The organism is Dulcicalothrix desertica PCC 7102 (genome assembly GCF_003991905.1).
In the GTDB taxonomy this organism is placed as follows: domain Bacteria; phylum Cyanobacteriota; class Cyanobacteriia; order Cyanobacteriales; family Nostocaceae; genus Dulcicalothrix; species Dulcicalothrix desertica.
Window position 1 is genome coordinate 30,352 of record NZ_RSCL01000016.1, and the last position, 20,624, is coordinate 50,975.

16 protein-coding genes and 1 pseudogene are annotated in these 20,624 nt (G+C 36.9%); 16 read left to right on the forward strand and 1 reads right to left on the reverse strand.

Annotation, left to right across the window (positions count from 1 at the left end; genetic code table 11):
• Window positions 1–2: 2 nt before the first annotated feature.
• Window positions 3–440, reverse strand: a pseudogene (locus DSM106972_RS29885) (NifH family ATP-binding protein); the annotation flags it as partial.
• Window positions 441–824: 384 nt separating this feature from the next.
• On the opposite strand from DSM106972_RS29885, the gene DSM106972_RS29890 reads away from it, so the two are divergent.
• The 16 genes from DSM106972_RS29890 to DSM106972_RS29960 all read left to right on the forward strand — a co-directional run bounded on the left by DSM106972_RS29890 (window position 825) and on the right by DSM106972_RS29960 (window position 20,610).
• Window positions 825–1,022, forward strand: a complete 198-nt coding sequence (locus tag DSM106972_RS29890) for a hypothetical protein (protein WP_127084108.1) — start codon at window positions 825–827, stop codon at window positions 1,020–1,022.
• A gap of 564 nt (window positions 1,023–1,586) precedes the next feature.
• Window positions 1,587–4,031, forward strand: a complete 2,445-nt coding sequence (locus tag DSM106972_RS29895; protein WP_170213611.1) for a two-partner secretion domain-containing protein — start codon at window positions 1,587–1,589, stop codon at window positions 4,029–4,031.
• A 2,095-nt stretch (window positions 4,032–6,126) separates the two neighbouring features.
• Window positions 6,127–6,261 carry a hypothetical protein gene (locus DSM106972_RS55030; protein ID WP_267901173.1) on the forward strand — a complete coding sequence of 45 codons (135 nt, stop codon included), beginning with the start codon at window positions 6,127–6,129 and terminating at the stop codon, window positions 6,259–6,261.
• 497 nt (window positions 6,262–6,758) lie between these two features.
• Complete coding sequence (locus tag DSM106972_RS29900) at window positions 6,759–7,643, forward strand: DNA adenine methylase (RefSeq protein WP_127084109.1); 885 nt, start codon at window positions 6,759–6,761, stop codon at window positions 7,641–7,643.
• Complete coding sequence (locus DSM106972_RS29905; protein WP_127084110.1) at window positions 7,613–8,761, forward strand: restriction endonuclease, SacI family; 1,149 nt, start codon at window positions 7,613–7,615, stop codon at window positions 8,759–8,761. Before DSM106972_RS29900 ends, DSM106972_RS29905 begins: the two co-directional genes overlap by 31 nt.
• 486 nt (window positions 8,762–9,247) lie before the next feature.
• A complete protein-coding gene (locus DSM106972_RS29910) occupies window positions 9,248–9,997 on the forward strand; it encodes a TRAFAC clade GTPase domain-containing protein (protein ID WP_127084111.1) in 750 nt (249 codons plus the stop codon).
• Window positions 9,998–10,054: 57 nt separating this feature from the next.
• Entirely contained in the window at window positions 10,055–10,879 is an 825-nt protein-coding gene (locus DSM106972_RS29915) for a TRAFAC clade GTPase domain-containing protein (RefSeq protein ID WP_127084112.1), read from the forward strand.
• On the forward strand, window positions 10,869–11,774 hold the full coding sequence (locus DSM106972_RS29920) for a hypothetical protein (protein ID WP_127084113.1): 906 nt from the start codon (window positions 10,869–10,871) through the stop codon (window positions 11,772–11,774). Before DSM106972_RS29915 ends, DSM106972_RS29920 begins: the two co-directional genes overlap by 11 nt.
• Window positions 11,775–11,778: 4 nt before the next feature.
• Window positions 11,779–13,848, forward strand: coding sequence for a hypothetical protein (locus tag DSM106972_RS29925; protein ID WP_127084114.1), 2,070 nt, complete (start codon window positions 11,779–11,781; stop codon window positions 13,846–13,848).
• 56 nt (window positions 13,849–13,904) lie between these two features.
• Window positions 13,905–14,984: a hypothetical protein gene (locus tag DSM106972_RS29930; RefSeq protein ID WP_127084115.1), complete on the forward strand. Its 1,080-nt coding sequence runs from the start codon at window positions 13,905–13,907 to the stop codon at window positions 14,982–14,984.
• A complete protein-coding gene (locus DSM106972_RS29935; RefSeq protein WP_233787177.1) occupies window positions 14,926–16,206 on the forward strand; it encodes a VWA domain-containing protein in 1,281 nt (426 codons plus the stop codon). The genes DSM106972_RS29930 and DSM106972_RS29935 overlap by 59 nt, the downstream gene beginning before the upstream one ends.
• A gap of 8 nt (window positions 16,207–16,214) precedes the next feature.
• Window positions 16,215–17,117, forward strand: coding sequence for a hypothetical protein (locus DSM106972_RS29940; RefSeq protein ID WP_127084116.1), 903 nt, complete (start codon window positions 16,215–16,217; stop codon window positions 17,115–17,117).
• Between the two features lie 25 nt (window positions 17,118–17,142).
• Window positions 17,143–18,123: an ARC6/PARC6 family protein gene (locus DSM106972_RS29945; protein WP_127084117.1), complete on the forward strand. Its 981-nt coding sequence runs from the start codon at window positions 17,143–17,145 to the stop codon at window positions 18,121–18,123.
• A 76-nt stretch (window positions 18,124–18,199) separates the two neighbouring features.
• The gene (locus tag DSM106972_RS29950; protein WP_127084118.1) at window positions 18,200–18,583 is read left to right on the forward strand and encodes a hypothetical protein; all 384 of its coding nucleotides are present in this window, start codon (window positions 18,200–18,202) and stop codon (window positions 18,581–18,583) included.
• 33 nt (window positions 18,584–18,616) lie between these two features.
• On the forward strand, window positions 18,617–20,011 hold the full coding sequence (locus tag DSM106972_RS29955; protein ID WP_127084119.1) for a vWA domain-containing protein: 1,395 nt from the start codon (window positions 18,617–18,619) through the stop codon (window positions 20,009–20,011).
• A gap of 101 nt (window positions 20,012–20,112) precedes the next feature.
• Entirely contained in the window at window positions 20,113–20,610 is a 498-nt protein-coding gene (locus tag DSM106972_RS29960; RefSeq protein ID WP_127084120.1) for an FHA domain-containing protein, read from the forward strand.
• The last annotated feature ends 14 nt before the right edge of the window (window positions 20,611–20,624 follow it).

The following is a 20,624-nucleotide window of genomic DNA, read 5'->3' on the forward strand; positions in this document are numbered from 1 at the left end:
TTTTAAGTCCAAAACACTTGATATTTTAGGATAAGAGATAAAGTTTCCGTTGTAAAGTCCACTGGAGTAGGAATTGTCAGTTTTTCGTTGTTTATGATCTTCTTAGCTAACGCACGGTATTCTTGAGACTGGTTGCTGTCTGGTGCGTACTCGTTAACAGTCATACGACGCAATTCAGCGTGTTGAACAATGTTGTCGCGAGGTACAAAGTGAATCATTTGGGTGTTGAGACGTTCAGCCAAGTTTTCAATCAATTCAGCTTCACGGTCAACTTTACGGCTGTTACAAATCAAACCACCTAAACGTACACCACCGGAGTGAGCATATTTCAAAATACCACGTGCGATGTTGTTAGCAGCATACATCGCCATCATTTCACCAGAGGTAACGATGTAGATTTCTTGCGCTTTACCTTCACGAATAGGCATAGCGAAACCGCCGCCTTTCGCTAATTACCACCAAAAAATTCATATCATGCTTAAACGTTGATTTGGCAAGTGCCATTTGTCTTTACTATCTATTAAAAAACAAAAAGGTGCCTATCAATAAAAAATGAAGGCGCCTGTTGATTTGGTTGTGAGTACAGGCGCCGAATTTTGTTTAATTTAAAAAACTAGACGTATTGTATTTTAAGCTTGTTACAGGCGCCTGTACTATTAAAAATAACTATATAACTGTATTGATTTAAAAAGATATTGATTCAATAGTCTATCTCCGTCTCAGTTTTGAGCTACTGGTAGTAATTTTCCGAAATAAATAAGATTTGACTTGTAAATATTATCAGAACAGCGAAACACAAAAATTGCACTATAAGGTAACAAATTATGGATTCTAATAAATTACAGAAGTTACAAAACGAAAATAACAACCCTTCCTTACCTCAAATAAGTGAGGATGTAAATAGTGAACTTTGCCAGGAAGTTGAACAAGAAAGTCTAAAGCCTGAAATTAAGCCACAGGGATGTACGTTTGTAAGACCTTGCCCAACAACTGGCAGTCCTTTAGGTTGTGTAGTATGTTAATTAACTTAAGTACATAATTCAAGGTTTATAGCTTGTAATTTGGAAGCACGCACGTTGCTAACAATTTAAAGGTTAACTTGTTAAAGGGGTTTAATTCCCCATCCCCTATGGGTTGCTTGTTTGTCTTTCCTGCGGAACACTACGTGAACGTGAACGACAATGAATGAGTTGGGGTCTAAATCCCCATCTCAAAATATAATTGCGTTCACGTAGTGTACCCTAGGGAATTGCGTTACATGCACTTCAGAATTGGTTTAATGTTGGGTGGAGAGTGCGCGCTCCGGACTATATAAAGTCTTAAATTATTTTAAGCTCTAGAGACGATAAACACAACTTGGTTTGCCAGAAAATGTAAAATCTGATATCCTGTCGGCATGTGTATAGGTAAGACCCTGCCCAACAACTGGTAGTCTTTTCGGTTATTTAGTATGTGGTTAATTAATTTTTATAGCACATGTTTCTAATTTGATGACTGAATATTTCATATATTGTATTTTAACACGAATATTAATGTAATCTATTTACAGGGAGGTATCATTAATATTTAATTAGTTCTTAATCGATATGTGTGTAATATTTAGTAGCAGTACGCTTGGTAGATTCAGCTTGAAATGTCTAGTAGTGATTTGTTGTAGTGCAGTAGCATTATTAAAAAACTCTGCTATTGCCCAAATCATACCAGATGCTACATTACCTAATAATTCAAGCGTACAAGCTATTCATAATCTTAAAATTATAAATGGTGGAACTCAAGCGGGCAGTAATTTGTTTCACAGTTTTGAAGAATTCTCTATACCTGATGGAGCAGGTGCCTATTTTAATAACAAGCTAGATATTCAAAATATTATTAGTCGAGTAACAGGTTCTAAAATTTCTAATATAAATGGTGTAATTCGCGCAAACGGTACCGAAGTAAATCTATTTTTTCTTAATCCCAACGGAATTATTTTTGGTAATAACGCCGAGTTAAATATTGGCGGCTCATTTATCGCAAGTACAGCAAGCAGTCTTAACTTTGCTGATGGTAATAAGTTTAACGCTTCAGATACTAGACCCCTACATTTGCTAACAGTGAGTGTTCCTACTGGCTTACAATTCGGAAAAATTGCAAACCCAATCCGCTTGACATCTCAAGCAGGTAACGCAACCAACCGTTTCGGGTCTCCAGTTGGTTTACAAGTAAGAACTGGTAAAACTTTAGCACTTATTGGTGGTGATGTGATATTGAGTGGTGGCAATTTAACGGCAGCAGAGGGACAAATTGAGTTATTAAGTGTAGGAAGCGATAGTAAGGTAAGCTTACAACCAAATCTTAGTGGTTGGGTTTTTGAGATTGGAGATGTAACGAATTTTCAAGACATACAATTCCTTGAACAAAATGGAATTCCATCGATTGTTGATGTCAGTGGTGAAGGTAGTGGTACTATATCTGTTCAAGGAAAGCGCGTACTATTTACTGGCGCCTCAAGTGTTTTGAGTATAACCTATGGCTCAAAATCAGGAAACAATTTAACCGTAACAGCAACAGAATCTGTAGAATTAACTGGTAACGGTACGCCCTTGATGGTTGGAACTGAGAGCGTTGGTAACGCTAGTGATTTAATAATTACAGCGAAAAACTTGATTATTAAAAATGGAGCGCAAATACTCTCTTATAGTGGAAGTTCAGGAGCAGGAGGACGATTAATTATAAATACTTCAGATTTTCTGGAACTCATTGGTGGCTACTCTTTTATATTTCCAGGTACGAGTAGCAACAATTTTATCCCCAGTTCGATTTTAAGTATAGCTTATGCTGCTGGAAATGCTGGTGAAATAGAAGTAAACGCTGGTCACTTATATCTAAAAGATGGAGCTAGGATATCAACAGAATCTCTAGGAAATTACTTTGATAATCAATATATACCAGCGACAAGACAAGGAGCGAATTTAACAGTAAATGTCAGAGATTCCATAGAATTGATTGGAAATGGAAACAATGGTGAAATAGCTAGCGGTTTATTTACATCAACTCAAGGTTCTGGAAATGCTGGAGATTTAAAGCTCAATACAAGGCAATTAGTTGTACGTGATAGTGCTGTAATCAACGTTAGCAGTCGAGTTGAAAATTTTTTGTCTTATAAATCTAATGAAATAAGTAATTTAGGTTCATCAGGCAATCTGGAAATACAAGCTAACTCTATAATTTTGGATAATCAAGGAAAATTAATTGCTGAAACTGATTTAGGTAAGGGTGGTAATATAAATTTACAAGTGCAAAACTTACTAAATTTACGACGAAACAGCCAAATATCCACCTCTGCTGGCAAGGCACAGGCTATTGGAGATGGCGGTAATATAACTATTAATGCTCCCAATGGTTTTATCATTGCTCATACCTACGAAAACAGCGATATCACCGCTAACGCTTTTACAGGCGCCGGTGGCAACATTCAAATCAACGCTACTGGCATTTTTGGCATAGTACCGCGCGGTCGAAATGACTTAACAAAAGTATTTGGAACCACAGACCCACTCAAAATAGAACCTCAAGGTTTACCAACAAGTGATATCACAGCGATTTCTCAACAAAATCCGACTTTAAACGGGCAAGTAAATATTAATACATTTGAATTTGATCCTAATCGCGGATTGGCTCAATTACCCACAGAACCAAGTGAGCCTAAGCTAGCCCAAACTTGTATTGCACAAGCAGGTCGAAATGCAAGTAAATTTTCTATTGTCGGGCGCCAGGGTTTACCAGTTAACCCTAAAGATTATCTTAGAAATACAAATATTAGCGATGATTGGATATCTTTGCCTACAGATGTTGAAAATACTAATTTAAATACGCAACAAAAAATACAATCATCAAGTACGCATTCATCAATAATCAACCTGGACACCCCAATTGTAGAAGCAAAGGGATGGATTATTGATAAGAATAACGATGTAGTGCTTGTTGAAGAGGCGCCTGCTCCTACTGGGATAAATAGCTTATTTACTCAAGCACATTGCAACACTCAATAATACAAATAAGATAGAGAGTGGAATGTATTGGCGCCTGTAAGACTAGTGTTAAAAACTAATACAAATGATTGTTATAAGCATGTGAAGCCTATACCTTAAAGATTACAAATTATTACTCACACTATTTTTTATCTTTTTGTTGCCTCACTACTTTACTCACCTATTGGGCTTATAGGCGCCATTGGATTTCACTTCGCTGGAGATATTTATCCATTCGTATCACTAAAACGTGATACTATAAATTATAGAAATCGCAGAAGAAAGAAGCGCGCGGCATGAGTTAAAATACTTAGATAAATTATTAGCCTGCATTGAAATTAAGTCTAGCAGGCGCCATGCCAGTTTAATTACTGTTAATAGTTACTACAGAAGTGATTTTAGCAATTGAGGCGCCTATACATTTTCAATCCGTAAGAGGGATTATTAATAATTGCTAGAGTGATACTGTGGTGTCAAGCCAAACGAATAACCGTTTCAATCCCTAAGAGGGATTATTAATAATTGCTAGTGCTAGGCGCCAACTGATTGCTGTATTTGGTTTTCAAGGTGCTGTTCCGCGAACCTATAGCAACAATACCGTTTGAGGTGCCGATATGTCAAGGTATGCATGGTTGAAAATCCTCAAAATGATTTACTGGCAAGGGTTTTAGAGTTACCGCGAACCTCCTAAATATATAAAATGCTCCAAAGCTTTACTGTGTAAGTGTTGTAGCCACAAATTTTGACCAGGCTTCAAAAACACCCTATGGTTTGCGGTGTTACCTGGGAAAGTGGCATATCTATATTATATTAATGATGGTGCCTGTATTTTCCACAAAGTCTGGTAACTCGCGCAGTTCGTAGTGAATTTTGATGAGAGTCAAAACACCTGATGTTTAAAAAGCGCAGCATACCTTCACTTTGAAACGCGGACACTTAATGTTCTGATCATGTCATCCATCAGATGAAGTGCATCAGCAACCGCGCGCTCGCTCTAAGCAAACAGCTTTCCTTCGACAACGGGCGCCCACTCGCTAATTAAAATATCCACAAATCGAATTGAGGCACCACTCTAGAACAGTTGTGTGCTCCTGCACTCGCACCCCTTTTACTAATGGCTACTTTTTTAACGAAGTCTTACTTCAGACGGAAGTCGTCCGTCTGAAGTAAGACTTTTAGTTCCGACGTATTGGGATTTAAATCCCCCGGAACGCGATTGTTACTTCCGACTGTAGACCATACACTTCCGACTTTTTTTAAATAGATTTACTAACATTTGTGAAACTTCCTCCGCCAGCACAACTACGTTTTTTACAATGTGGTCTAGGTTTATTTGGAGGAGGTTCAAATGTAACACCTCTGCGTTCGCAGCCTCGATTGGCGACCCTGCATTCTTCAGAGTGTGTTTTTGTTTTCATTGTGTTACTAATAACCATTGTTAATACAATCAAGCTGATAACTATTGTATTCATTATTCAAAGTCCTGATGACATACTCCGAGGGAAACTCTTAGGAACGATAATTAGATCAATATTATCTACCAATACTTGATTTTCAATGGATATTACAGATGTTTTTATACCTCTAATAAAACAATAAAGCTGCTATCGTTCAGTCAGGTCGAACAATTTTTGGAATTAGTGGGTCTTGAGCGACACGGAGTATTTACAAAATAAGCTTTTTTCATCTCCGCGCAATTATCACCTAATGCTATCAAAGTCAACTTAATGGTTGATTGTAAACGAGTTAGGCGCCACCATTAAAAATAAAAATTAAAGAATTTGTTTAATTTACGGCGATTATAGTTAATATTAGAAATTGCCTCAATTAGTTATTTTTATTATAGTTTAATATTAAGTCAATCGCATCGCTTAGAAGCTATTGCACAAGCAAATAAACTCAGTATACGCCAAATAAAATGCTCAAATATTTACGTTCCAAAGGGTGATAAATTAAGCTTTATTACCCTTTTTGCCTTACTCGAAGAACGCTTCACGTTTTTTAACACACTAATAATTCAGCATCGAGTGCAGATTCTAGCTTTATTCGAGTTCTCCATGAACAGAAATTTTCAACCGACGAACTAAGCTAAAAATAATTGGATCGACACAGAACAATGATAATCTCCAAAAAAGTAGCAGATATCCTGTTAGCAGCAGCAGAGAGGTACTTAGCTTCTCTGCCAGAAGAGGAACGGAATCAAATCTTGAATCGCGCGGTAAAGAACAGCAAGCAACCTGCCACTAAATAGCCCGCTTCCTCAACGACTTCATGAAAAGTAAACATGCAATTTATATTAGTTCTATCCTGATGCATCCCAACTAACTATGGATACGTATATGGTAGATGCACCCTAATAACGACGGCGCCTTTTATTATTTATGATTGGCGCCTTTTTATTTGTCAACAGAAGTTCTTGCATTTCATGAAGAGGAAGCTTCTCTAATTCGGCAATTTTTCGGTTGGGTGACACTAACCGTCGGAAATCGTACTAATTAAATTTTGTATTAGTTTTATCCTGATACGTCTCTAGTAACTATGGATACTTATATGGTAGATGCACCCTGATAATGACGGCGCCTTTTATAGTTTATAGATGGCGCCTTTTTTATACTTATCCGTTACATCAACTTTCATCTAAAGCAAATAATCGTCACTCATTCTTCAGTATCAGGTTTTAGGTTGCGGCTTATATTCTTGTGCGATACTATTTATAATTTGGCTTCATTAATCCATAGGGGTGAAAGCATGGGCAAAAACAAGCTAATAGCTTTTGGATGGTATGGTGGTAAATTTAGTCATCTAGATTGGCTGTTACCTCTTTTACCCGAAGCTGTGCATTACTGCGAACCATTTGGAGGTTCAGCAGCAATTTTACTCAATCGCAAGCCAGCTCCAGTAGAAACATATAATGATATCGACGGCGAGGTTGTAAATTTTTTTCGTGTACTGCGCTCTGATAAAGAAAGGTTAATACAGGCAATTGGCTTAACTCCGTTTTCGCGTGAAGAATTTGAAGTCGCGATTTCCCGACTCACTCCCGATATATCTGACTTTGAACGGGCAAGGCGATTTTTTATTCGGGCAAGGCAGGTAAGAACGGGTTTAGCGCAAACGGCAAGCTCCGGGAGATGGGCACATTGTAAATTAACATCGCGCGCAGGAATGGCAGGCGCCGTTTCTCGGTGGTTAGGAAGCGTGGAAGATTTACCAGAAATTGTGCAGCGACTTTTACGAGTGCAAATAGAAAATGACACAGCGATTAAAGTAATTCAACGTTACGATTCCGAGGATACATTATTTTATTGTGACCCTCCTTACCCTCACTCTGCAAGGGGAGACAGTCAAGCATATGCTTTTGAAATGACTGACGAGCAACATCAAGAACTTGCATCCGTATTACACAATGTTAAGGGTAAAGTGGCGGTTTCTGGCTACAAATGTGATTTAATGGAAAAGCTTTACGGAGATTGGAATGTAATTACGGCGCCTCAAAAAGTTTGTCATTCTACAAAAGGACTGCGAACAGAGGTGTTGTGGATTAATTACGATATTAATACTCTTTCTCAAAAAACTCCTAAATCCCAAAACGTAGAAACTGAATGTCAACCCCAACAACTATCCTTGATTTAGCCTTTGAAAGAGTTATCAATAATTTGAGCCAATCTCTTGTCCAAGATAGTACGATAAGAGCAAATGTAGAATTTGTTTGTCGCAATCCTCAAAACCGAGCAGGTGTAAGGCTATTATTAGCTTGTTTATTAGCAAAAGTTCATAGACCGAATTTAGATATTCGTAAACCTTATACAGAAATTGGTAGTGACGACTGTTATTCAGGTCGTACTTATGATGAAGCTTATATAACAAATTTTATTAATAAACACGAACTTCCATGTAACCCAACAACAGCATTTTTAACACCAGCCTTACGTAATCGAAATATAGTTTTAACAGTAGATGTTAATTTGGTTGGTAGACCCCCCATTCTCTATAAAACTGTTCTTCAACTACTTGATAATGTTTATTGCGGCAGCGTTTTAGCATCCGACTTATTAGCGGAGACTATCAGATATCTTCTGATTGTTAGAGATGAGAAGCGGCAAAGAATATCTAGTTTGCTGGCAAATTTACGAACGGTTGCGGGTGGCATTCCATTCTCTGCGGAAGCAATTCTTAAATTGATTGAGCAACATTTAAGCTGCCCTAATTCTAGCCGTTTACCTGTTTTGGTTGTAGCCGCTGCTTACCAATCAGCTTCTACTTACTTAGGTCAACGCTGCTTGTCTCTGAAGAGCCATAATGCTGCTGATGAACAAACAGGAGCGCTGGGCGATGTCGAAATTACCTTACTTAATGAGGAAAATGTCGTTACTGCCTACGAGATGAAAACCAAAAAGGTGACGATAAATGATATTAACCGTGCCTTACAAAAAATTAGAGATTCATCTCACAGAATTGACAACTATATTTTTATTACAACTGATATAATTGAGCCTGCTGTCCAGCAATACGCTTTCTTAATTTACGAACAAACTGGTGGGATAGAATTTGTTATTCTTGACTGTATTAGTTTTTTACGTCATTTTCTGCATATTTTTCATCGGTTACGGATGGATTTTCTAGAAGCTTATCAAGAGTTAGTACTTGCGGAATCTGAAAGTGCTGTAAGTCAAGCGTTAAAAGAGGCTTTTCTCGCACTGCGACAAGTAGCAGAAAGTAATAAAGGCGATGATTCAGATGAACTAGTTTAATTGATTTTAAAGAGTCAGGCGAATTATGGCATAAAAGTTTTGAGGAATTCGAGCTACTAATTACACCATTATTAATAATGGTGTCAAGGGTGTATTCTGGGAATAATGTATTTTTTGTCACTGTTTTGGGAACTTTTAATCTATATAATTCCCAATTTTTTCATTTTATTCTCAGTTAATGGTGCTACCGAAGCCACTGAAAATTATCTGTAAACAAGCACAATGTGATTCAGATCACATCAGCGTATCATAAAGCAAATATAAAATACTTAGTAACATAAAAAACATTTAGCATACAGAATAAGAATCACTCTATCTTCAGGGTAGGGATTTTTGTAATGGGCGCCAAGTGGAATGGTGAAATTTTGTTAGGGGGCACATAAAAAATGGTTGATAGAAATATTTGTACAGTAGCCGAAATCGATTTGGCTCTTTTAACTCAAAAACTGTACCAGTATTTTAGCTGCATAGTAGGGGAGGGATGATGTGGGAGTCATTTATATAGGTGACCGCAGCGTTGGAAAAACTCACTTAGCAATGGAGCTAACTAACCCTAAAAATGAATATGTAAAAGTAGTAAAAGTATCTGATCAAGATTACGAAGCTTTGAAAGTCGGTTTGCTGGACGAGAATTGTAGCGCAAGACCTACAAATACTACTTACCAACGTGACTTGAATATTCAAGTACGACTTCCTGCAGGTAATAAGCAAGTAATAGTTGACTGGATAGATTCACCAGGGGAGGTTTGGAGACAAAGTTGGCAAAGCCAGAACCAAAATGAATGGAGCAAGTTTTTGGATACGATACGCCAAAGTGAAGGCATTTTGCTGATTCTACCACCGCATCGAGGTTTAAACTTTATGCCTGGTGTGGATGTAGAGCAATTTCTTAGCCAACAGCAGTGGTGTAATCGTTTTGAACGGTGGGTGGAATTTTTTTGCCATGATTGTCCAAAGGCAAGGCACATTCTGATTTGTTTAAATAAAGCTGACTTGTTTTGCGATTTGCAGCGAGAGGCATTCCAGCTTGCCTATCATCTAGGTGGCGCCCAAATGAATTGGCAGCAGCGTCATAACTATGTTTCACAGCGATACTTTAGACCAATTCATCCGCAGTTAGAACAAATAAACAAAAATATATTAGGTTTATCGGTTCGCTGCTTTATCACTAGTATCTATAATCGTTCTTTATTGGAATTACCTTGGATATATTTAGCCAGCTTTTTGGCTAAGTAAAAGAAGGGCAAATCAATATAAAGAAGTATTTTTAATAAAATCAATACAAAAAATAATATGGGGAATATTCGTGTAATCGGTCCACGAGGGTCAGGTAAAACTACTTATTTAGCAGCCTTAGCTTATCAACCAGTACAATCAGGCGGCAGGACTAAGAATTTTAAGGTACAGGCAATTAATGAAGATACAAGAAAATTGGCTGAGAAGGCAGAAAATATTATTCTTGAAGGAGAATCTTTAGAACCTACAGGAGTTTTAGTTAAAACTATTGATGATGTACCTGTTTATTCTTTCAATATTCAAATTCAAACATTATTTAATAGAAAAAAAAATATTAACCTGGTAGTGAGAGATTATCCAGGTGAAATTTTTGATGAATTAGAACTAGGTTTAACAAGTCAAATTCAAACAGAATTTATTGATGAGTGTTTAACGAAGGATGTAGTTGGCTGCTTGATTTTGCTAACCGAATGGAAGAAAGGAGCAGACAAGCATTATAGCCGAGTGCTACAACGCTTTATTGAGTTAATGGATATCCAAGGGAGAATAAATGATTTACGTTTGGCTGTAACAATGAGTAAGTGTGAGCGTGGAGAACTTTGGCCTGGTCGCTTAGAACCGGAGATTGATTTATTTAGCGCGCGCTTACCAAAAACTACAGCCATTTTAAAAGAGAAAATTCCGCCTCAGAATTTAAACTTTTATGCTGTATCAACCTTTGGTGTTCTTGGTCGCAATAATCCCCGACCCAACCGGGTTGAAGAATTAGGAGGTAGCGGCAGAAATTCAGTTTTGCGAGAAGCACATCGCTGGCAACCTTACAACTTAATAACACCTCTTTACTGGCTGAGTACGGGTAGGAGGATGAGAAATGATACGTGATTTGTTCAAGAAAATTTCTCCGGAATCACTGCAAAGTAACGCAGTACTAAGGGTTATTGGCGACCGTTCTTCTGGTAAAACAACTTATATGGCATCTTTGGCGCGCTGGCCTAATGCTGACCCTTCAAGTCCTGTGCAGTCTGTTATCTCTATTAATGAAGCTGGGGAAGAATTAATAACCAAAGCTCAAAATTTATTAGAGCAAGGCTTAACTCTCGAACCAAGTAATCTTGATACTGATGTATTGCAGATGAAGGACTACAGTCTCAGAATTACCTTAAAAGCACAGTTTTCTTGGAAGAATCCCAAAGCTACAATCGGTTCCCAATTGGTAAACCTCAATATTAGTTCTAAAGACTACGCGGGAGAGTTTTTCACTGACTTGCTTTATCAAACAGGAAGCTCACAACTCAGTGATTACTTAGATGACTGTTTGCAAGCAACGGGAATTATGTTTTTAATTGATGGTAACAGTCATCGGAAAGATTTAGAGTATGCTGCGGGTTTGGACAAGTTGTTAACAGCGTTAGACCGTGCAGATATTAACGCCCTTACGCGGAAAATATCGTTAGTTTTAACTAAATGTGAGCAATCAAGCTTGTGGGTAAATTGTCACAAACCAGCATTTCTTGCTGAAGCTCGTTTTCCTCAAGTTTACAGAAAGTTACAAACATGGCAGCAAACGGGCGCCGGAAGCGTGGATTATTTTACGACTTCAGCTTTCGGAATGTTGGGAAATAAATATCCAGAGCCAAATATGAATTTACTAAGTCGCGGTCGGGACGGGGTTGCCGCAATCATCAAAGACCCCAGACGCTGGCGCCCATTTGGCTTAGTGGCGCCGATATATTGGCTTTGTACAGGTGAGCGTCATAAGGAATTAGATAAGGGTTAAACAAATGGAAGCAAATAATACTATTGAAATTCACGAGTTTAGTACTGGCATTCGCGCGGAAGAAACTGCGGATGGTGGGTGGGTGTCGCAAGGCTTTACCGGGCAGTACATGAATATGACTTTGGATAAACTTCCGTCTGCCGTCGAAAATTCTATTCATGAAAAGGAATTTGAAGTAACCGAAGGTGCTTCCAGCGACAAACCAGCAATTATTGGTCGTGTAGTAGGGAGTGATGAGGATACATGGTCTGTCGTCGCTGTAGTTACGCGCGGGCAAGATAACGTCTCACGAAGTTTTTCTGTATATCGTTACTTTCTTTGCAAGGGGGAGAATATCGAGAAAATTTTAGCTTGGTTAGATAGTCGGGGGATACCAACTTTTAACCCTTTTGACTCAAAATTTACTAGACAACCTTATCCATGTCCTGAAGATTGTCCTGAATATACTCCAGAAAGCTCAAAAGTTCCGAATATAAATTTTAAAGATTCAGAACCAACGCTATTAGAACCAGAGAAATGCAACGATTTTAAGATACTTAATTTTTTAGCGGCTAAAAAGTCGGAAGAGAACAAGCAACCTGTTTCTTGGGCATATAACGTAGAAGCGCTGGAAAAACCCAGAAAATTTCAGTTAATTCAACCAGCAAGTCAACGTGCCCACAACATTTTAGACAGAGCAATTAAAAACATAGCACATTCCTTGGCGCCAGTTATTATGGATGAAGAAGCTATCAAGTCTGCTATTAGAGGTTTAATTAATAGTTCCCAAGTCAAACCCGAAGCAGTGGAAAAAATTGCTGAAGCTATACAAAATGAACAAATTACAGAAAAATACTGGCACAGTTTGTTTGATGCACAGGGAGCAAAAATAGCAATCAGCCAAAAAATTTATAGCCCGCAGATGGTACGGTTAATTACCTTAAGAGCGATGGTAATACCTGAAACGCTACCAGAATTTATGGATTGGTTGAATTTTAAGGGTAATAAAAGTAAACTCGACGATAATCAAACTATTTCTTTAGACTTTCAAAAAGCTATTCAAGGAAAATTTCCTACAGACGGACTTACAAAAGGAATCAAGCTTCTACTTCTTGAATTATTGAATAACAAAATTACACCTGAATCTATATATTTGCTATTAATGATAAAAGGTAGTGCTTGGCATTCTTGCTGTAAAGAATTTACTAATGATGTTTTTGATGATTTACAACTAATTGCCAAACATGTTAAGCCCATATCTGTAGATTTTAAATGTCAAGCAGAAACATGGAATAGTTTAACTTATAATTGGAGTTCAATTAAATCTAATTATTTTTCTTGTTCTCAATATAAACCTTTAGCTCAGTTGTTTGAGCAGTTAAAAGACTATCGACTATCTGCTTATTTTTATCAAGTTAGTACCGGGGAAGTGCCCAAATATATCTTTAAAAAAATATCTAAAGCTCATCAACGCAAAATTGAAGAGGAACTAGGATTAGAGCTATATTGCAAATTAGCTTTGACAGAAAAAATTTATAATTATGCTGCAAATCAAGAAGTGCCAATTCAATATCTTATTTTTTTGTTAGCATTATTCGTATTATTTACTGCTAGTAAAGTATTTTCTGAACCTAAAACCAGGGTTGAATTAGCCGATTTAAGCACAGAAAAAAATCAATCAGTACCCAGTCCCACGACTCATAAAACAAAGCTGTGCAACACTAAAAATTTGCCAACTCTCACAAAAGATGAAATAAATAATGCTAACAATAAATTTAATGAAACTCGTGAATCGATTGAAAAAATTGTTGATAATTTTCAAAAAAATTCTCTATATAATAATTTAAATGAGGAAGAAATAGCAAAAAAGATTTTACATGCTTTAGGATGTAAAAATTTAAATACCGATACCGAAGATTTTAAAGCAATAATTCAAAATAAATCGTTAAAAGTTAGCGCAGCACAACAATCTGAATTAGTTAAAGTTATTTATCAGTTTCAAGATAAAAACAAACAAAAAGTTGATAAAGCTGATGGAATTATATATATGGATGGTAAGACGTACAAAGAATTAGAGAAACAAGCTCAATTATAATTGAATAATAAATTAAGACAACCCAAAGAAACAAAAAAAGTTAACGTTGAGAAAAAATGAGAATATATCTTTACATCATAACTGGAATTACATCAGCACTACTTGGTTGGAATCTGGGTCAGTATTTCTTGACTGACTTAGGTTTACTAAAACCTTTTCCCGAAATTATTCTATTTCCTTGTGTTGCTGCTTTATTAGCAATTGGGATGGTTATGAATGAAATATTTATTAGCAATCCGACTCGACCTAAACTCTGTTTGAGAATTGCTAAAACTCCTTTATTAATTGCGCTCGCTTTAGGGATTTTGGCGGGTTTGATAGCTGGGATAATTTCACAAGTTTTATTTTTACCCTCAATTCGTGTTCCGACTCCATTTGTTAGAACCATTGGCTGGCTTTTAATTGGTTCTTCTGTTGGAATTGCAGAGGGTTTAAGTTGGCGGTGGCATAGTATGGAAGCTGGTGACGTTGCACGGTTTCAACAACGGTTAATTATCAGTGTTACTGGCGCCAGTATGGCAAGTTTAGTTGCAGCTATATTATTTGAGTCTATTCGTCAAGGTTTTGGTAGGATGCCACCTGAATTTAGAAGCCTTGAAGACCCTTTAGGATTCTCAATTTTAGGTTTGTTGCTAGGCTTGATTTTTAGCATTACTAATTCGCCCAGTTATTTAGGCGCCTTGAGAGCAGGTGGTGGTTTTGAATATACAGGAATAAACTATGAGGAGATTGACCCAAATACTCCTAGCAGAAATCCTCCGCATATTGATAGGAGAGTACTTCAATTTGTTAGCGACAGCAGAGCTAGTAAAATTGAGGAAGGTCTGTCAATTAAATTACCCGGTACTGGTAAGGTGAGAATTGGTTCTACTTTTAAGCAATGTCAGATTTATATCCCTGATATACCTCCCCATGTTGGTAATTTAATTTTAAACAGGCGCCAAGCGCTACTCGAAGTAAATCCTAAATTTCTAAATACTATTGAAGTGAATGGGGAACGTTTAACTGCTACCAATAAAAAATTTTTAAAACACAACGATATATTGACATTTTTCTCTATTAATGGGAACGGAAAAAATGAAACGAATATTTATCGATTTGTCTACTATAATCGCTTCCTTGACCCGCAAGGTTAGTTTGTCTATGCTTATGGTAGCCGCTGTTACTTTCCCAGGACAAGCACAAGTAGCGGAAATTGTTGGTAATCCCACTGTCAATGATGACCGTGTAACAGTTCGGGTTAAAGTCAAAGATGCTGAAGAAAAACCTGTTATGGGTCTACAGGATACGAATTTTAAATTGTCAGTAGACAGTAAAGAAGTCCAATTTAAAAACAAAGACTGGAAAAGCCCGGAGGAAAGTACACCCCCACCAGCTTGGATTATTGTACTACTAGATTTTAGTGGCAGTATGGATAAACCAGATAGTCGGGGTACGAAAAAAATTGAGGGAGCTATTAAAGCAATTCGCCATTTCACAAACATGTTAAAAGAACGTGGAGAAAATACACAAATAGCTCTTGTTCCTTTTGGCGAACCAGGCACTACATGTCAAGGAAACCCTGTTAATGAAGAAACTATTGATAAATTCTTTCCAGCGAATGATTTTAAATTACAAAACAATCTTGATTATTTAGCTAGTTTAACTCCTTGTGCTTCTACAAACCTCTATAACCCTTTGCAAAAAACAGTTAGGTTTTTGGCTAATACCAAAGACCCTCGTTTTTATATACCTGAAGATTCCTCACAACCCAAACCAAGACTTTCAATTATTTTGCTGTCTGATGGTTATCACAATGCATCAAATGAAGAACAGGATTTTCAAGAGTTGACTAATCTATTAAAAAGAAACAGTCATATTATTGTACATACCTTGGGGTATGGTTTGACACCAAGGCAGCTAGGTATAAAATATGGCATTGGGAGAGCAGTTACTCGTCGTGATATTGGTACAGGTAGAGGTAAAGTCCCAGAAGCAGAATTTGTAGATAAACAAAGATTAGCAGAAATTGCCAAATTAACTGGTGGGATAGCCGAGTTTTCTGGAGATTCAGAAGCGATAGCCGAAAATTTGCAGCTATTTCTCAATGCTTTGTTGGGAGAGTATGAAATTACCTACACTCAACCCGATGCAGAACGCGGCGCCAAGCACAAAGTAAAAGTTACGGTTACTTATAAAGATGGTCAGCAGATAGAGTCTTTACCTAAAGGTTACACAATTACCGTTTTTGGCAGGTCGTTTCCTCTATCTATACGACTTGGCATATTAATCTGCACATTGCTTCTGCTGTCACTAGGTGGTGTGGCGCCATTTTACTTTTGGGGGAAACATCTAAAAAACCAAGCTTTAGGAGATTAATTACAGCAATGAATACTTTACACAAGTTAATTATATTTCCTTTGATTGTGTTACTTATTTCAGCATGTAATGCATTAAATGCACAAAGCTTAACTGGAAACCAAGCAAATTCTAGTTCTGACAAATGTCCAGACAAACCAACTGGTTCTCTCAACATCAATAAAGTTGAAAAAATTCAGCTAAGTTCACAACCTGTTACAAAATCCGCTCAAGTCCAAGCGGGTCAATATTTAGGATACACTTTTACCGCCGAATCAGGTCAAAAGTTAAATCGCGAAACCAAAGAAAATATTTGTATTTGGGTTTATGCTCCAGATAATCAGATTATCACAGGTAAAGATTTATTGCAAAGAGGTAGGTATATTATTCAAGTTACGGCGCCGCAAGGTTATACTGCTTTTGATTTAAAGCTAAGTTTAGAATCACCAGCAACTTCTAATTCATCTTCTGATGATACTAACAAGCAGATAGCTACATCCCCACCTTCAGCAACCGAAAGTTCGTCTGTAAACACAAATATTCCCATATCAAGAACAGAAAGTTTACCTGCAACTACAAATAACACGTCTCGACCATCTCCTGAAAAAGTCGTGGAAGATTACTTTGTTAAAATTAATAATAAGGAATTCTTAGATGCATGGAATATTTTAACTACTCAAGCTCAAGATAATAAACAATATCATCCAAATGGATTTAATTCCTTTTTGGAATGGTATAGAGACACTGTTGATTATGTAAATATTCAAAATATAGCTTTAGTGCAGTCTAACCAAGATGTGGCAACGGTGAACTTTAGGAGTAGATATAACGTTAAATATGGCAAAATAGTTCCTGTCAATTTAATGTTTTATATGAGGTGGAATGAAGAAAAGCAAAATTGGGCTATTAATAGAATACAAGTTTTAAAATAATTAAATACAATTATAGCATCTATTTATGAAAACTTATACAGCAATTTCCGTTTCTGGCTTATTACCTACGAATCAAGCAATAAAAATATTTTTAATATTACCAATATTACTGTGTAGCAGTTGTTCAGCATTACAGATACTAGCTAAGGATATTTCTAATAATGCTGATGCGAAGTGTAGAGAAAAACCTGCTGGCACACTGGATAGTAAAAACGTCAAAAAAATTCAATTAGGCTCTCAAACGGTTATAGAGTCTGCTCAAGCAAAAGCAGATGAATATTTAGGGTATGCTTTTGAAGCTGAATCTGGTCAGAAACTGCGCCTTTCTACAGATGCTGATGTTTGTGTATGGGTATATGCACCTAATAATCAAATTTTGAAAGGTGAAGATTTGTTGCAAACAGGTAGATACATCATTCAAGTCTCAACGCTTAAAGATTCCAAAAATTTTGAAATGAAAATGGCTTTGGGTAATCCCCAGGATTTTTCAAATTCTAACTCTTCTGTTTCTAATTCTTCCGTTTCTAATACTTCTGTTTCTAATAATGCTACTCCTACAGTTCTTCCAAATCCTATTATAGCTACGTCTACATCTACATCTGAAACTAATTTCAGCCAAGAACAAGCACTAGGGTTAATTCAAGAATGGTATACTGCTAAACCACAAATCTTTGCAGAGCCTTTTGATACAAGTTTAGCTAATAAACTGACTACTGGAAAACTATATGAAAAAATTGTACATCCAACAGATGGTTCTATTGCTTGGCTTAAAGGCAATAATTCCTACTATAGATATACCCGGCATGAAATTAAAAATGTTATGGAGTTCTCCAATTATGAAAAACAACCATATATAAAGGTCAGAATCATTGAAGAATTATATTTTTATGATAAAGGTCAAATTAGCAAGAAAAATTCTGGACTTTATCAAAGAAATTTTATCTACTTTTTTGCTCAAGATGATAACGGAGCCTGGAAAATATCCGATAGTGCAAAAATAAATTAGTAGGGTGGGCATTGCCCACCATACACATATCTCAAAAATCTGGCAGATATTTTTATATAAATTAAATCATTAGATTATGGTTAAATATAGTTTTTATCTGAAAGTCAAAGTTAGTGGAGACGAACATTCTTACTCTTTAGACTTAAATTCAAATCAAGAAAATGCTCCTGAAAAAGTTTTTACTTCCGAGGTTAGAGAAAATATTCGTTTAAACCTGCAAAACCAAAGTTTATGTGCTATAAAGGATAATCATATAAACCAGATTGTTAATACTTGGATACAAGATATCAAAGAGGGATATCGAGATAGCACACTAACTTTGAATTTACCTCTATTAATAGAATCAGGAATCGAAGAGCTAAATGAACAAGGGAATCAAGAGATTCCTGCTCTAGTTAATCCTGATTTATCTGATATAGAGCCGACGTTTGGAATGTTGCCACCGTTAATTTTTTCTTAAGTCAAATTTTACACATTATTTAGAGGATTACAAATGTCAGATGCATTAAATATAAGCATTACTCCGCATCGAGAATTTATGCCTGCGGATACGGCAGGACAGAAATTATTCTTGATGTTGAAAATACGCCCAAATAAAGAAGTAGCTAAAACTCTTCCACCTACTAACTTTGTATTTGTCATTGATACCAGTGGTTCGATGTATGAAGTAGTTTCTGGAGAAATAACTCCTACTGGTACTACTTATATACAGGACGGTAAGCAATACAACGAAGTAACAGGAGGTAAATCGAAAATCGATATTGTTATTGAGTCTTTGTTAGCACTAGTACGTTCTGGCAAACTAAAAGACACTGACCGTGTTGCAATTGTTCAGTTTGATGATAATGCTTCACAGATTATTGGTTTAACCCCTGCGACACAAATTAGTCAGTTAGAAAACGCTATTACTAAACTTCGCAGCTTTTCCGGTGGTACTCGCATGGGACTAGGGTTGAGTCGTGCTTTAGATATACTTGGTAATCAAGATATGGCTGTCCGACGTACCCTATTATTTACAGACGGTCAAACTTGCGATGAAGACACCTGCCGAAATATTGCATCAGATTTTGCCGCTAAAAATATCCCGATAACTGCTTTGGGAGTTGGTGAAGACTTTAAAGAAGATTTACTTTCTCATTTGAGCGATTCTACGGGTGGAAGCTTATTTTATGTGGTTCCTGGTAATGCTATTGGTACCCAGGTTCCTATATTAGAGTTACCAAATAAAATTATTGAGGAATACAGCCAAGCACAGCAAGAAGTTATCACAAATTTAGCTTTAACAGTCAAAACTGTTAAGGGTGTAGAACTTACCCGTATTGTTCGCGCGTATCCTACTCAAGCAGAATTCCCTTTAACTCAAGACCCTTATCCTATTGGTAATGCTGCGGCAAATGATGAAACAATATTTATTCTTGAATTCAGCATGGATAACCGTCCTGCGTCGCGCGTTCGTATTGCTCAACTTGGTTTAACCTACGATATCCCTGGACAAAACCGACGTGGTGAACTTCCACCCCAAAATTTAGTAATTCAATTTGTTGTCGGACAAGGGGGTGCAGCACAAGTTGACCAAGAAGTAATGGATTATGTACAGCAATGTAATATTTCTAATATAGTTGGCCAAGCCATAACAATTGCCGACCGCGACCCCCGCAAGGCTGAAGAACTGTTAGAAACCGCGCGACGCATGACCGTTAGAATTGGCAATGCAGCAATGGAAGAATCACTCAACGGCGCCCAACAAGAGCTACGCAAAACCCAGAAAATTTCTTCAGGAACTCGTAAAACCGTTAAAATAGGCGCCAAAGGTAAAACTGTCAAAATGGGCAGTGATATTAATAGCCAATTTTCAGAAGAAGAAATGCGTCAGCTGACAGGAACCTAAAATTCACCCAATTTTAGATTAGATTCTCGGTTTTAGCTTTTGAATTGCTAGTTACCAAAAAGATTACCAAAAAAATTATCATAATCACAAGAGAAATACAAATGATTGTCTGTACAGCATGTTGCTACGATAAAAATCCAGATGACGCTGAATACTGTGACGCTTGTGGTTCAGAATTACAAGCAGCGGTAATTCCTGCACCTAGCGTTATCCAGCCACAAATATCGTCTCCACAAATACTGCAACCCAGTTCTTCAACTACAACAATAGCCAAGCTTATTTCCAAACATCCAGGTTCTCCTGTACCAGAATTTATTTTGGATAGTAATGCTATTGTTGGTATATTTGACCCAGATATGGGGCCTGTAGATATTGACTTAGAAGAATTTCCTGGTGGTGAAACCGTTTCACGTAGCCATGCAGAAATTTTTTTAGAAGCAGGAGTCTGGAAAGTCAAAGATATAGGCTCTACAAATGGCATTTTTATTAAACTAAGTGGTCAAACTCGTTACGGCGCCAGAATTACTATACCAGAAACTATAAATATTGGAGACGAAGTAGCTTTCGGTAAAGTCCGCTTCCTCTTTCAAAGCGCTTGAAGGCATTTTGAAAC